Origin of the sequence: Stenotrophomonas sp. CFBP 13725 (assembly GCF_014841935.1) — a bacterium.
In the GTDB taxonomy this organism is placed as follows: Bacteria; Pseudomonadota; Gammaproteobacteria; order Xanthomonadales; family Xanthomonadaceae; genus Stenotrophomonas.
Window position 1 is genome coordinate 372,657 of the sequence record NZ_JACYUV010000003.1, and the last position, 13,924, is coordinate 386,580.

Sequence of the window (13,924 nt, forward strand, 5' to 3'; positions counted from 1 at the left end):
CCGAGCCGCCGCAGCAGGCACTGACCTGGTGTCTATCGGTCGGCCGGGTGGTTGACCCCGTCATTGGTGGGTACCACGCCCAGCCCGAACGGATCGATGCCCTCCAGGCAGGCCACGTTGTAGCCGTACTCATGCGGATTCGAGCGCCGACGGTGGTGGGTGTAGATTCCGCAGACATCGCAGAACCAGTGCTCGGCCACGTGGGTGTTGAACTGGTAGAGACGCAGGTGGGCGTGCCCCTGCAGGATCTCGATCCCGTTTTCAGCCACGGTGGCCGCGATGGCGCCACGACGCCGACACAGCGAGCAGTCACACCGGCGCGGATCGACGATGCCATCGGGCAGATGCAGGCGCAATTGCACAGCGCCGCAATGGCAACTGGCGGTGTGCCATTCGTTGACTGCCACAGCCGAAACCTCTTTGATGCCCATGATCCCTCCCGGTGCGTGGCGTCATTCTGCCCGAAGTATCTCCTGTCGCGTCGTGCCACTCCCGGCGGCTACCGGGACGCCACCGGTCTGCGCGGCGGCCATTCCTGAACGCCCTCGGATTTCCCCGGCACCTCGCTTGTGGCTAACTAGGCGCCCCAAGATGAATGCGACAGGTCCCCGTGAAGGCAGCAGGCCGTTGGAGTATCGGAACCCTCATGCTGCTGGCGACCCTGTGGGTCGCTGGACTGGTGTTCTATCAGGTGCCGGGACCCGGCTGGTTGGCGGGATGCGCGGCGCTGCTCTGGTTGCTGGCGGGTGGCTGGATGTCGGTGCGCGTAGCGCGCGGACGGGCGGGACGCAGGCTGCCCGCTGCCTACGGACTGTGCATGGTGGCTGCGGCACTGACGTGGCTGGGCCTGACGCCGCGACAGGACCGCGCATGGGCTGACGACGTGGCGCAGCGGCTGCACGTGGCCTCTTTCGACGGTCGAAGGGTCGTGCTGGACAACGTCCGCGACTTCACCTGGCGCACCGAGCAGGACTACGATGCGCGCTGGGTCCGCCGGGAGTACGACCTGCAGCAGTTGGCGTCGGCCGACCTGGTGATGTCCTATTGGATGGGACCTGCCATCGCCCACACGTTGGTGTCGTTCGGATTCGAGGACGGTCGGCAGCTGGTGTTCTCGCTGGAGATCCGCAAAGAGCAGGGCGAGTCGTTCTCCGCGCTGGGCGGCTTCTTCCGCAAGTTCGAAATGACCCTGGTGGCATCCGAAGAAACCGACATCATCCGCACGCGCACCAATGCGCGCGGTGAGGATGTCTATCTGTACCGGCTGCATGGCCTGAGCCAGGCCCAGTTGCGTACCTTGTTCGCCGCCTACATCGACGAGGCGCGCACGCTCGATGCGGCGCCGGCGTTCTACAACACCTTGACCAGCAACTGCACCACGATCGTATTTGATCTGGCACGGCATATCGCCCCCGGGCTGCCGCTGGACTACCGCCTGCTGCTGTCCGGGTATCTGGACCGGTACGCATTCGATCAAGGCGCGTTGACGCCGGGGCATTCGTTCAAAGCGCTCCGCGAGCGTGCACGCATCACTGATCGCGCGCTGCAGCCGGCGTCTGACAGGGATTTCTCCAGATGGATCCGCCGTGGCGTGCCCGGCACCGCCCAGGAAGGTGAACAATGATCGACATGAGGGCGCCGGTTTACTGGCCGAAGAGGGTACGCCTGCTGCTCGCTGCCGCCGTGCTGCTTCTGGGCAGTGGCTGCGCGATGGTAACGGTCAAGCAGGTGGCCAACACCGATTACCTGTCCAGCAAGCGCTCGGATGTGCTGACCACCGGCAAGCTCAGTGCGGCATCACAGGAAACACTGAGCGTGGTGGGGCTGGATGCCAGCCAGTGTGGCAAGGACGTAGTGGTCTGCCGCAGGACGTTGCTGGATACCGATGGCATCAGTGCCGAACAGCGCATGTCGGCGTTGTCCGAATTGTGGGTGCAGACGGCGCTGGCCCTCAGTCCGAAACCCAAGCATGCAGACAAGGAGCCGATGAGCGACGCGGCGGTGGATGCGTGGCTGGAGGCGGCGCGCTACGCGTATGCGTACCTGTTCTTCAGTGGCCGCGCGCCCTCTGATCGTGCCTTCGAGGATCGTCAGACGCAGGTGCGCGACTACTACAACTATGCCGCTGAGCAGACGGCGTCGGTGGTGTTCCGTCGGGCACGCGCGTCCGCGCTGGAAGGCGAAGACTACAACGCGCCGGTGGCCGGCGAGCGCTGGACGATCACCTCCGACTACGATCGCCTGTCGATGCCCAGCATGCCCACCCGGCTGGTGTCGGCGGCAACGATCAGCTTCGTTGGCCTGCGCAGCACCTACCGCCGTGATGGGTTCGGTGCCGAGCTGGTGGTGGTGATGGACCCACCCCGGTTGAGCACCCCCTTGCCGGAGGCAGACGCGCCGGTGGATGCGGCCGCGCCCGCCAGGAAACACGAAGTGCCGCAGTACAGTGAGATGTCCTCGATCAACGCCACCGCGCTGCTGCGCTTCAAGGGCGACTCGCTGGACGACGTGCTGAAGACCAGCCAGGTATTGCTGGATGTGTACTCCCCGGAAGCGACCGAGCGGGTAGACCTGCACGGGCAGCAGGTGCCGCTGGCCGGCAACTTCACTGCGGCGTATGGGCTGTGGCTTGCACAGAGCGGGTTCGCCACACAGGCGCTGCGCACCTTGTTCGGCTTGGCCGAAGGCATCAAGGAGCCGCACATCTACCTGATGCAACCCTGGGACCCGAACCGCCGCATCATCTTCATGCTGCATGGATTGGGCAGCAGTCCGGAAGCGTGGGTGAACGTGGCCAACGAAATCATGGGCGAAGAGGAGCTGCGTCGCGAATTCCAGGTGTGGCAGGTGTATTACCCGACCAATGCGCCGATTGCGCTGAACCGGTACGAGATCTCGCGCGCGTTCAACAGCACCCTGAAACACTTCGATCCCAGCGGGCAGACGCGTGCGTCGAAGGACCAGGTGTTCATCGGCCACAGCATGGGCGGCGTACTGGGACGGCTGATGGTCAGCGCATCCGGCGATGCGTTGTGGAACGACCTGATGGCACGCTACGACCTGAAAGGCGAGCGCCTGCAGCGGGTGAAGACGAAGCTGGGCCCGCTGCTGCAGTTCCAGCCGCAGCCGAACGTGGAGCGGGCGATCTTCATCGCGGCCCCGCACAAGGGAACGGACATCGCGGGCAACCGGGTGGGGCGCCTGATCGGTCGTCTGGTGCGTCTGCCGTTGACGATCCTGGGTTCATTCGAGGATGCATTCAACACCCTGCAGCAGGCCGATGCGCAACGTAGTGGGAGCGAAAAGCTGCGTGTGCCCAACAGCATCGACAACCTGAAATCCACCGATCCCTTCGTCATGGCAGCCGGCTCGCTGCCGATCCAGCCCGGGCTGAAGTATCACTCGATCATTGCCCAGCGCAAGCCAGAAGTGCCGCTGCTGCAGTCCGATGACGGACTGGTGCCGTACTGGAGTTCCCACCTGGAGGGCGCCGTGTCGGAGAAGGTGATCATTTCCGGCCACAGCGTGCAGGAGACGCCGCAGGCCGTGCTGGAAATCCGCCGCATCCTGCGCGAAGACGTGGACGAGGTGGGTGCAAGGCCGTGAGCTGGAGTCTGGTGGATAACGTCCGCTGGTCGTCACAGGCCCTGGGGGCGCTTCACCGTATGCGGTAGCTGCCTTGGCTCAGGCCACACGCGCGCGGGACGCAGGCGCGCAGTTCAGTGTTGAGAGAACCGGGACGGGTGCCGCTGCAGTTCACACCTGTCTGGGCTGAAAGCTCGAAGGCACCCGCGTGACGCTCGGCACTTTGAGCGTAGCATCGTCTGTCATCGACGCTGACGCTGTAGGACACTGCGCCGGCTACCGAGCTTTTCACGCTCATCGATCCGATGGCGAAGAACGGCTGCCCCGGTGCTGCACTCCCAGAGGGAGCGGCGGTACGTGCATAGTCTGTCCAGTTGTCCAGGCTTGATGCAGGCTCGTCGAACGCGCGCTCGATCTCTTCGATGGTGGCCGGAGTGCCCTCTCGCGTTTCGGAAGATACGCACGACCAAGCGGCTATGGCATTTTCACCTCCCAGTATTCCCCGCCCCGTGCTGGGTCGCATCCCGCTCTCAAGGCACAGCGCTTCATGGTAGGTCTTTGTGGCAGCAGGCTGATCGCTGAAGTCTATGGAGAACCTATTGCCAGAGAGACGTCGTAGCTTCTGTTCCAGACGAATTCTGCTTCCATTGAAGTCGGAGTGCTCGGAAGTGCGGAGGATGACGTCGCCATCCGCACGGTGTTCCACAATGCGGTCGATGTAACCGGCCATTGGCAGCGGGGTCAGAGCGGCTGAGAAAAGGAGCGCGGTGGCAAGCATGGCGTTGTCCTCTGTGCTGGACTCGCATGTTTGCGGTTTACCGAAGCGTCGCACGTGGCTGACGTCTCAGAATGCAGCGAAGCTATCGAAAAGCAATCGGGCGTTGTTCTGCTATATCCGCAGAGGTGCAACGCGCGGTCGGAAACGATCGCTATTGGTGGGTGACGACCGTTCGTTGTTACAGAGCCGCCACCCACCAACGGCGTGACGACCCACCGTCGTCACCGACCCTGATCGCATGCGATCAGATGCGCCGCGCGACCACCGTGGCCAGCAGTGCCAGCAGCAGGGTCACCGCGAAGCACAGCAGGTAGCCCAGTGTTTCGCGACCATCGATGAAAGCGGCGAACAGTGCGCCGGACAGCGCCAGCGTGGTCGCCACCGCGATGCCTTCGCTGAGCTGCAGCGCCGAGCTGTTCGCGCCCTGTTCGTGACGCGGTGACATTGACAGCGTGAGCACCGACAGACTGGGGTAGATCAGGCCCATGCCGAGCCCGGTCAGTGACCAGCCTGCCAAGGCCAGCAGCAGGGGCACGCCCTGTTGCAGGGTCAGCGAGGTGAGCAGCAGGCCGCCGCCCATCATCCACGAACCGGCCTGCACCAGATGCGCACGGGTCCAGCCAAAACGTTGATGTCCCTGCAGCCATGAGCCGGAGAACCAGCCCAACGCCCCCATGCTGAGTGCAGCGCCTGCCCACAGGGGGGAGAGGTCACGTTCGCGTTGCAACAACAGCGGCAGGAAGGCTTCCGCGGCGAAGAACGCAGACGCGGCGATACCGCGTAGCGCGATCACGCTGGGCAAGCCGCGCCGCAGCGCCAAGGTGCCCGTAGGCAGCAGGTGGCGGCTGCATACCACCAGCCCGACCAGTGCGCTGGTCATCAACGCGAGCGCGGTGATGCCCTGCTGCTGTCCCCCCAGGTACAACAGAAGGGCGGCCAGCGCCGCGCCCACGGCCCACCGCACGACCGGGCGCGCAACGACCTCGGTGCGAACGTCCTGTGCACTGGCGCGCAGCGCGGGCACCAGCAACCAGGCAGCCGGCAGAGCGAGCACCGGAACCGCCAGGAATACCCAGCGCCACCCGGCGTACTGCACGATGAGGCCGCTCAGCCCCGGGCCTACCAGCGATGGGACCACCCAGCCCGCAGAGAAGGCGGCGAAGACTTTCGGCCGCAGCGGCTCTGGGAAGGTGCGCGCGACCAGCACGTACAGCGATACCGATACCGCGCCGATGCCCACGCCCTGCAGCAGGCGTCCGGCCACCAGAACCCCCATGCGCGGGGCGAGGCCGGCGACGATCAGACCGATGACGAAGAACGCGAGACCCAGCCACAGTGGCCGCGATGGTCCGCGTTGGTCGCACAGGCGACCCGCCACGGTCATCCCGATCACGCTGGTCGCCAACGCGCCGCCGAAGGCCAACGCGTACAGGCGCAGGCCATCCAGTGCGAACGCGACGGTAGGCATGGCCGCCGCAACGGCCAGCGCTTCGAACGCCACCAGCGCCACCAGTGCGACCATGCCGACCGTCGTGGCGCGATAGCGTGGCGAGAGGATGGATGCCTTATCCACCAGGGCCAGAGAAGAGACGTCGGAGTTCATGTCAGGGCTTGTAATGGGAATGCGGAGGCGGCAGCATCCGCCCTCAACCATGGTTGAGGTCAAGAGATGGCGATGCAGGAGCTTAGTGTAGGCGAGGTCGCCAAGCGCAGTGGCGTGGCGGTGTCGGCGCTGCACTTCTACGAGCGCAAGGGGCTGATCCGCAGCCTGCGCAACGCAGGAAACCAGCGGCGTTACCCGCGCGATGTACTGCGGCGCTTGGCAGTGATCCGGGTGGCACAGCGGGTAGGCATGCCACTGGAAGCAATCGGTGCGGCGTTGGCAGAGCTGCCTGAAGGACGCACACCCACCAAGGCGGAGTGGGCGCGCATGTCCGCGCGCTGGCGCAGCGAACTGGATGAGCGCATCCACCTGCTGCAGTTCCTTCGCGATCAGCTGACCGGCTGCATCGGCTGCGGCTGCCTGTCGCTGAAACGCTGCTGGCTGGCCAACCCCGGCGATGTGCTGGCAGAACAGGGCGAAGGGCCGCAGCGCTGGGACTGAGGACAGCCCTCGGGCTGCTGCTCGCCGCTGGTTCGGTAGAGCCGACTTCAGTCGGCTGCTGCTCGCTGCTGGTTCGGTAGAGCCGACTTCAGTCGGCTGCGCCTGCGCTAGTCGACTGAAGTCGACTCTACCGGGCATCCCCGGGCATCCCCGAGATCCCGTGGACCCCGGACATCCCGGACATCCCATGCCTCCTGAACCTGTTCGATCAGTCGCCAGCTCACCAGACCGTGAGCGTCTGCCCGCTCTGGATGCCTTCCACCGCCCGTTGGTAGGCCAGCGCGACCCGGCTGGCAGCCGCCGGTTCGAAGCCCGGGAAGTACGGCGCGTAGGCAACTGCGGATTCTTCCAGCACCGTAGGACTCACCACATTGATGCGCAGTCCGCGCGCCACCAGTTCGCATGCTGCCGCACGCACGAAGCCTTCCAGGCCAGCGTTCACCGCCGTCGCATTGCTGCCATCGCTGATCGGCTGGGCGCTCACTATGCCGCTGGTGAGGGTGATCGAGCCCCCTGCGCGCAGGTGATGCTGCGCGGCCAATGCCAGGCGCACCTGGCCAAGCAGCTTGTCCTGCAGTCCGCTGTTGAACTGGGCAGGCGTCATGTCCTGCAGGGGGCCGAAGTGCAACTGGCCGGTGGTGGCGATCACCGCGTCGAGCAGGCCGGTCTGCTGGAAGAGGTCGTGCACGCTGGCATCGTCGGTCAGATCCACGCGGTGATCGCCACTGCGACGCCCTGCGGTGACAACGTCATGGTGCTGGCCCAGATGCTGGGCTACCGCCTGCCCCAACGTCCCAGAGGCACCAACGATCAGGATCTTCATGCGGATACTCCTTCAGTAAGTGAGGCCAGTCTGGCGCGGCGATCGGCTTTGGATAAGGGGCGTATGATTCGCTCATTCCTAACCTGGAGTTAGTAATGGACACGCTCCGCTGCATGCAGGCCTTTGTCGCCGTGGCCGACCTCGGCAGCTTCGCGCGCGCGGCCGAACAGTTGGACGTGTCGGCCGTGATGGTCGGCAAGTACGTCCAGCAGCTGGAGGCGCATCTGGGTACGGCGCTGCTGCAACGGAACACCCGACGTCAGCGTCTGACGGAGGCCGGCACCGCGTATCTGGCCGGATGCCGGCAGGTGCTCGAGCAGGTGCAGCACGCCGAAGCGAGTGTCGCGGGCCTGCAGTTGCAGCCACGTGGGCTGCTACGGATCAGTGCGCCCAGCACGTGGGGCAGCTGCGTGCTTGCGCCGGCGCTGGCTTCGTTGCTGGAAGCGCAGCCGCTGGTGAATATCGAGTTGGACCTCAGCAATCGCACTGTCGACTTGATCGAGGACGGCTTCGACGCGGCGATCCGGGTAGGCCCGCTGCCGTCCCGCGAGGTGGTGGCGCGCCCCTTGCCGCCCTACGCGATGAGCCTGTGCGCGTCGCCGGACTACCTGCGGCGGAAAGGGACGCCGCGTGATCCAGCGGACCTCGCCCAGCATGAGTGCCTGAGCCATCTGTCCTGGCGCGGGGGCCATGGATGGCAGCTGGCGAACGGCGATGCGGTGGACTGGGAGCCGCGCGCACGGCTGAGCAGCAACGACGGCCAGGCACTGCGGCAGGCTGCGCTGGCCGGTGCCGGGTTGGTATTGCAGCCGACCGCGTTGCTGGGCGAAGACATCGCGGCGGGAAGGCTGGTCACCGTGCTGGCCGATCACGTGCCGGCCGCACGGCCGATGCACCTGATCTACCTGCCGGACCGCCGCCCCCGGCCACGCCTGCAGTGTTTCGTTGATTTCCTGATGGAGCGGTTTCCGGTGACGCCCGAGGTACGGTAGAGCCGACTTCAGTCGGCTGCGCTGGGGCCGGCCCGCTGGGTAGAGCCGACTTCAGTCGGCTGCCCCAACTCAGCCGACTGAAGTCGGCTCTACCCGTAGTGCGGCAGCCGACTGAAGTCGGCTCTACCTGTGGGGCGGCAGCCGAAGGTCGGCCAGCGGCCGTCGCTACCGGGGGTCAATCGTTGGCGGCGGACAGTTCGCGGCCACGTGTCTGTGCGGCAGCCAGCGCCGTTGCGACCAGCGCTTCAAAGCCGCCTGCCTGGAAGCTTTCGATCGCCGCCTGGGTCGTACCCCCCGGCGAGGTGACGCGACGGCGCAGCTCACCGGGTGCCTCGCCGGCTTCGTCCAGCATGCGCGATGCACCGAGCAGCGTCTGCTGCACCAGCGTGCGTGCCGCATCCGCGGGCAGACCCTGTGCAATGCCGGCGGCTTCCATCGCCTCGGCCAACAGGAAAACGTATGCCGGCCCGCTGCCGGATACAGCCGTCACCGAATCCATCAGCGCCTCGTCGTCCACCCAGACCGTGCCGCCTGCGCTGGCCAGGATGCGGTCGGCCTGCGTACGTTGCGCGTCGGTGACCGCTGGCGTGGCGAACAGTCCGGTGACACCGGCCCCCAGCAGGGCCGGGGTATTGGGCATGGCGCGCACCACGGCCACGTCTCCGCCCAGCCAGCGGTCCAGTTGGGTGCTGGTGATGCCGGCGGCGATGGATACCAGCAGCGGCCTCGTTGCCGCGGCAAGCGGCTGCAGCGATGCGCATACATCGCGCAGCACCTGTGGCTTGACCGCCAGCAGCCATGTGCCCGCCTGCGCCGCGGCTTCGCTGGCACCTGCGTAAGTCTTGACGCCAAACTCGGCCGTCAACGCCTCGCGCAGCGCAGTCACCGGCTCGGCCACGTGGATCTGGGCCGGTGCCGTGCCCTGGCGCACCAGCCCGGCAATCAGGCTGCGCGCCATGTTGCCGCCGCCGATGAAGGCAATGGAGGTATCGGTCATCTGGATCTTCCTTTCAATTCATGCGGGGCGCGGGCGGGCGCCAAAGAGTGCGGTGCCGATGCGGACCATGGTCGAGCCTTCCGCGATGGCCTCGGCGTAGTCGCCGCTCATGCCCATGGACAGCGTGTCTGCGCCGGGATGAAGGTCGGCAAGCGCCTGCTGCGCCTGATACATGCGCCTGAACGCCTGCTGCCGACGCGCGGCATCGGGCCATGGCGCCGGGATGGCCATCAGGCCGCGCAGGCGTAGGGTCGGTTCGGTCGAAATCGCCGCGGCCAGCGCATCCACTGCCTCCAACGCGCATCCGTGCTTGCTGTCTTCATCATCCACGTTCACCTGGATCAGGACATTCAACGGCGGCAAGGTGGCGGGACGGTGGCGGGCGAGCGCCTGCACGAGCTTCAACCGGTCTACGCTCTGCACCCAGTCGAAGGCGCACGCAACCGCGTCGGCCTTGTTCGACTGCAGGTGGCCGATCAGGTGCCATTCCAGTGCCAGACCTTGCAGCGCCTCGATCTTTGCCAGGGCCTCCTGCACGTAGTTTTCGCCGAAGGCGCGCTGGCCTTGGGCGGCCAACGCGGCGATGGCGTCGGCCGGGTGGGTCTTGGACACCGCCAGCAGGGACGGGGTTGGCCGCCCGGCGGCCTGGGCCGCGTTCTGCAGGTTGCTCAGTATTCCGGGCAGGGGACTTTGCACGTAACGCGTTCCGGTCTGACAGAACGCTATACTGACGCCCGGGGAAAGATCCTTCCAGTCCAAGCCGTTATTGGGGAGTAGCCGCTCATGGATATCGCCGAGCTGTTGGCGTTTTCCGTAAAGAACAAAGCATCCGACCTGCACCTGTCCGCAGGCCTGCCGCCGATGATCCGTGTCGACGGCGATGTCCGTCGCATCAACATTCCTGCGCTGGACCACAAGCAGGTGCATGCGCTTGTCTACGACATCATGTCGGACAAGCAGCGTCGCGATTACGAAGAGTTCCTCGAGGTCGATTTCTCGTTCGAGATTCCGTCGCTCGCGCGCTTCCGCGTCAATGCCTTCAACCAGAACCGTGGCGCGGGTGCGGTGTTCCGTACCATTCCGTCCGAGGTGCTGACCCTGGAGGACCTGGCCTGCCCACCGCTGTTCCGCGAGGTCATCCAGCAGCCGCAGGGGCTGATCCTGGTGACCGGGCCGACCGGCTCGGGCAAGTCGACGACGCTCGCCGCGATGATCGACTACATCAACAAGAACGAGTACGGACACATCCTCACCGTCGAGGATCCGATCGAGTTCGTGCACACCTCGCAGAAGTGCCTGATCAACCAGCGCGAAGTGCACCGCGATACGCACGGCTTCAACGAAGCGCTGCGTTCGGCGCTGCGCGAAGATCCGGACATCATCCTGGTCGGCGAGCTCCGCGATCTGGAAACCATCCGCCTGGCGCTTACCGCGGCGGAAACCGGCCACCTGGTGTTCGGTACGCTGCACACCAGTTCGGCGGCCAAGACCATCGACCGTATCGTCGACGTGTTCCCCGCCGGCGAAAAGCCGATGGTGCGCTCCATGCTGTCGGAGTCGCTGCGTGCGGTCATCTCGCAGGCGCTGCTGAAGAAGGTCGGCGGTGGACGCACGGCGGCCTGGGAAATCATGGTCGGCACGCCCGCCATCCGCAACCTGATCCGCGAGGACAAGGTGGCGCAGATGTACTCGGCCATCCAGACCGGTCAGCAGTACGGCATGATGACCCTGGACCAGCATCTGCAGGATCTGGTCAAGCGCAGCCTGATCACGCGCAACCAAGCCAAAGAGTACGCCAAGGACAAGCGCCTGTTCGAGTAAGGCGCGGCAACGGCAGGGCGGGGCGCGTCCAACCGGCGCGCGTCGCACGCCGATGCATCGCGCCTACCGCCCCGCCATCTGGAGTCCGCCGTGAACAGTGCCGCCACCAATACCATCGATTTCACTTCCTTCCTCAAGCTGATGGCGCACCAGCGCGCCTCGGACCTGTTCATCACGGCCGGCATGCCGCCGGCGATCAAGGTCAACGGCAAGATCTCGCCGATCACCCAGACCCCGCTGACGCCGCAGCAGAGCCGCGATCTGGTGTTGAACGTGATGACGCCGGCGCAGCGCGAAGAGTTCGAGAAGACGCACGAATGTAATTTCGCCATCGGCCTGTCCGGTGTCGGCCGCTTCCGCGTCAGCTGCTTCTACCAGCGCAACCAAGTGGGCATGGTGCTGCGCCGGATTGAAACGCGCATCCCCACCGTGGATGAGCTGGCGCTGCCGCCGATCATCAAGACGCTGGCGATGACCAAGCGCGGCATCATCCTGTTCGTCGGTGCGACCGGTACCGGCAAGTCGACCTCGCTGGCGGCGATGATCGGCTACCGCAACCACAACTCGACTGGCCATATCATCACCATCGAAGATCCGATCGAGTTCGTGCACCGCCACGAAGGCTGCATCATCACCCAGCGCGAGGTCGGCATCGATACGGACAGCTGGGAAGCGGCGTTGAAGAACACCCTGCGCCAGGCACCGGACGTGATCATGATCGGCGAGGTGCGTACCCGCGAAGGCATGGACCATGCGATTGCCTTCGCTGAGACCGGTCATCTGGTGCTGTGCACGCTGCATGCGAACAACGCCAACCAGGCGATGGACCGCATCATCAACTTCTTCCCCGAAGATCGCCGCAACCAGCTGCTGATGGATCTGTCGCTGAACATCAAGGGCGTGGTCGCGCAGCAGCTGATTCCCTCGCCGGACGGACGCTCGCGCAAGGTCGCCATGGAGATCATGCTCGGTACGCCGCTGGTGCAGGATTACATCCGCGAAGGTGAGATCCACAAGCTCAAGGAAGTCATGAAGGAGTCCACCCAGCTGGGCATGAAGACCTTCGACCAGAGCTTGTTCGAGCTGTACCAGGCGGGCGAGATCAGCTACGAAGACGCGCTGCGGTATGCCGATTCGCAGAACGAAGTGCGCCTGCGCATCAAGCTGAGCCAGGGCGGCGATGCCCGCACACTGTCGCAGGGCCTGGACGGTGTGGAGATTTCCGAAGTCCGCTGATCACGACGGCACGCCCGTCCTGGTAGAGCCGACGGGTAGAGCCGACTTCAGTCGGCTGCTCCACCTGCCCTGGTAGAGCCGACTTCAGTCGGCCCCCGCTCTGGTAGAGCCGACTTCAGTCGGCTGTCGGTGAAGCAGCCGACTGAAGTCGGCTCTACCAAGCGATAAAGCACAGCGATAAAACACAGCAGTGAAGCAAAGCAGCGAAGCAAAGCGGTGAAGCAAAGCAGCGAAGCAAAGCGGTGAAGCAAAGCAGTGAAGCAAAGCGGTGAAGCAAAGCAGTGAAGCAAAGCAGTGAAGCAAAGCAGTGAAGCAAAGCAGTGAAGCAAAGCGGTGAAGCAAAGCGGTGAAGCAAAGCAGCGAAGCAAAGCAGCGAAGCAAAGCAGTGAAGCGCCGCGATGTAGCAAAGCGATGAAGCGCACCGACGAAGCAACGCAGCGAAGCAACGCGATCAAGCACACCGCCACAAGCCACCGCTGTTGCTTTCATGAGCCCGGCTCATTACCGCCAGCGCCGCAGGGGATCCAATCGTCGACACCGCACAGCGTACGGTGGGCTTCCTTTGTTGATTCCGGCATCGCCGGCAGGAGCATTTCCATGGAGTCCCGTGAACTCGGCCGCAGTGGCCTGCACGTTTCCGCGATCGGTCTGGGCTGCATGGGCCTGAGCTTCGGGTATGGCCCCGCCACCGAACGCGCGCAGGCCGCCTCACTGCTGCATGCGGCGGTGGACCAGGGGGTGACGTTCTTCGACACCGCCGAAGCCTACGGTCCATTCGAGAACGAAGCGCTGTTGGGCGAGGCCTTGGCGCCGTACCGCGAGAAAGTGGTGATCGCCACCAAGTTCGGTTTCAAGGAAGGCCGCGCCGGCGCCGGACTGGACAGTCGCCCTGAACGCATCCGCGCGGTGGCCGAGGCCAGCCTGAAGCGCTTGCGTACCGATCGCATTGATCTGTTCTACCAGCATCGCGTTGATCCCAACGTGCCGATCGAAGATGTGGCCGGGACCGTGCGTGAGTTGATCGCCGAAGGCAAGGTGCAGCATTTTGGTTTGTCCGAAGCCGCTGCCGCGACCGTACGACGCGCCCATGCGGTGCAGCCGGTAACCGCGGTCCAGAGCGAGTACTCGCTGTGGTGGCGGCAGCCGGAAGCAGAACTGCTGCCTGTGCTGGAAGAGCTGGGAATCGGCTTCGTACCGTTCAGCCCGCTGGGCAAGGGCTTCCTGACCGGCGCGATTTCGGCCGATACCACGTTCGATGCCAGTGATTTCCGGAATTCGGTGCCGCGCTTCGCAGCCGATGCCCGCGCGGCGAACCAAGCCCTGGTGGATCGCATCGGCACGATCGCCGCTGATACCGGCGCAACGCCGGCGCAGGTGGCACTGGCGTGGTTGCTGGCGCAGGCGCCGTGGATCGTGCCAATTCCGGGAACGACCAAGCTGCCCAGGCTGCAGGAAAACCTCGGCGCGGCGTCGCTGACGTTGGACGGCGCGGCGCTGGCGCACATCGAAGCGGCGCTGGCCGAGATCGCGATCGTGGGTGAGCGCTACAGTGCGGCGCAGGCCCAGCTGGTAGGGCGATAGCGCGGAG

General features: G+C 65.1%; 14 protein-coding genes. 7 read left to right on the plus strand and 7 right to left on the minus strand.

Features of this window, described 5'->3' with window-relative positions; genetic code table 11:
• Window positions 1-32: 32 nt before the first annotated feature.
• Complete coding sequence (locus IFT65_RS07735) at window positions 33-431, minus strand: GFA family protein (RefSeq protein ID WP_192080979.1); 399 nt, start codon at window positions 429-431, stop codon at window positions 33-35.
• Between the two features lie 215 nt (window positions 432-646).
• Between IFT65_RS07735 and IFT65_RS07740 the strand changes: the two genes are divergently transcribed.
• A complete protein-coding gene (locus IFT65_RS07740; protein ID WP_192080980.1) occupies window positions 647-1,624 on the plus strand; it encodes a DUF4105 domain-containing protein in 978 nt (325 codons plus the stop codon).
• A 5-nt stretch (window positions 1,625-1,629) separates the two neighbouring features.
• Window positions 1,630-3,606, plus strand: coding sequence for an alpha/beta hydrolase (locus IFT65_RS07745; RefSeq protein WP_192081060.1), 1,977 nt, complete (start codon window positions 1,630-1,632; stop codon window positions 3,604-3,606).
• Between the two features lie 52 nt (window positions 3,607-3,658).
• On the opposite strand, the gene IFT65_RS07750 is transcribed toward IFT65_RS07745, so the two are convergent.
• A complete protein-coding gene (locus IFT65_RS07750; protein WP_192080981.1) occupies window positions 3,659-4,363 on the minus strand; it encodes a hypothetical protein in 705 nt (234 codons plus the stop codon).
• A 244-nt stretch (window positions 4,364-4,607) separates the two neighbouring features.
• Window positions 4,608-5,966: an MFS transporter gene (locus IFT65_RS07755; protein WP_192080982.1), complete on the minus strand. Its 1,359-nt coding sequence runs from the start codon at window positions 5,964-5,966 to the stop codon at window positions 4,608-4,610.
• A gap of 66 nt (window positions 5,967-6,032) precedes the next feature.
• Between IFT65_RS07755 and soxR the strand changes: the two genes are divergently transcribed.
• Window positions 6,033-6,467: a redox-sensitive transcriptional activator SoxR gene (soxR, locus tag IFT65_RS07760; protein WP_192080983.1), complete on the plus strand. Its 435-nt coding sequence runs from the start codon at window positions 6,033-6,035 to the stop codon at window positions 6,465-6,467.
• A 220-nt stretch (window positions 6,468-6,687) separates the two neighbouring features.
• Here soxR and IFT65_RS07765 read toward each other — a convergent pair whose 3' ends face one another.
• Complete coding sequence (locus tag IFT65_RS07765; RefSeq protein ID WP_192080984.1) at window positions 6,688-7,290, minus strand: short chain dehydrogenase; 603 nt, start codon at window positions 7,288-7,290, stop codon at window positions 6,688-6,690.
• 95 nt (window positions 7,291-7,385) lie between these two features.
• Here IFT65_RS07765 and IFT65_RS07770 point away from each other — a divergent pair, with 95 nt between their 5' ends.
• Complete coding sequence (locus IFT65_RS07770; protein WP_192080985.1) at window positions 7,386-8,282, plus strand: LysR family transcriptional regulator; 897 nt, start codon at window positions 7,386-7,388, stop codon at window positions 8,280-8,282.
• A gap of 175 nt (window positions 8,283-8,457) precedes the next feature.
• Here IFT65_RS07770 and proC read toward each other — a convergent pair whose 3' ends face one another.
• Together proC and IFT65_RS07780 are read right to left on the minus strand one after the other, a co-directional pair.
• Window positions 8,458-9,279: a pyrroline-5-carboxylate reductase gene (gene proC, locus IFT65_RS07775; protein WP_192080986.1), complete on the minus strand. Its 822-nt coding sequence runs from the start codon at window positions 9,277-9,279 to the stop codon at window positions 8,458-8,460.
• An 18-nt stretch (window positions 9,280-9,297) separates the two neighbouring features.
• A complete protein-coding gene (locus IFT65_RS07780; protein WP_342365874.1) occupies window positions 9,298-9,954 on the minus strand; it encodes a YggS family pyridoxal phosphate-dependent enzyme in 657 nt (218 codons plus the stop codon).
• 108 nt (window positions 9,955-10,062) lie between these two features.
• Between IFT65_RS07780 and IFT65_RS07785 the strand changes: the two genes are divergently transcribed.
• On the plus strand, window positions 10,063-11,100 hold the full coding sequence (locus IFT65_RS07785) for a type IV pilus twitching motility protein PilT (RefSeq protein WP_188324779.1): 1,038 nt from the start codon (window positions 10,063-10,065) through the stop codon (window positions 11,098-11,100).
• A gap of 90 nt (window positions 11,101-11,190) precedes the next feature.
• Entirely contained in the window at window positions 11,191-12,336 is a 1,146-nt protein-coding gene (locus IFT65_RS07790) for a PilT/PilU family type 4a pilus ATPase (RefSeq protein WP_188324778.1), read from the plus strand.
• Between the two features lie 84 nt (window positions 12,337-12,420).
• On the opposite strand, the gene IFT65_RS07795 is transcribed toward IFT65_RS07790, so the two are convergent.
• A complete protein-coding gene (locus IFT65_RS07795) occupies window positions 12,421-12,825 on the minus strand; it encodes a hypothetical protein (protein WP_192080988.1) in 405 nt (134 codons plus the stop codon).
• 108 nt (window positions 12,826-12,933) lie between these two features.
• On the opposite strand from IFT65_RS07795, the gene IFT65_RS07800 reads away from it, so the two are divergent.
• The gene (locus IFT65_RS07800; RefSeq protein ID WP_192080989.1) at window positions 12,934-13,917 is read left to right on the plus strand and encodes an aldo/keto reductase; all 984 of its coding nucleotides are present in this window, start codon (window positions 12,934-12,936) and stop codon (window positions 13,915-13,917) included.
• Window positions 13,918-13,924 lie beyond the last annotated feature (7 nt).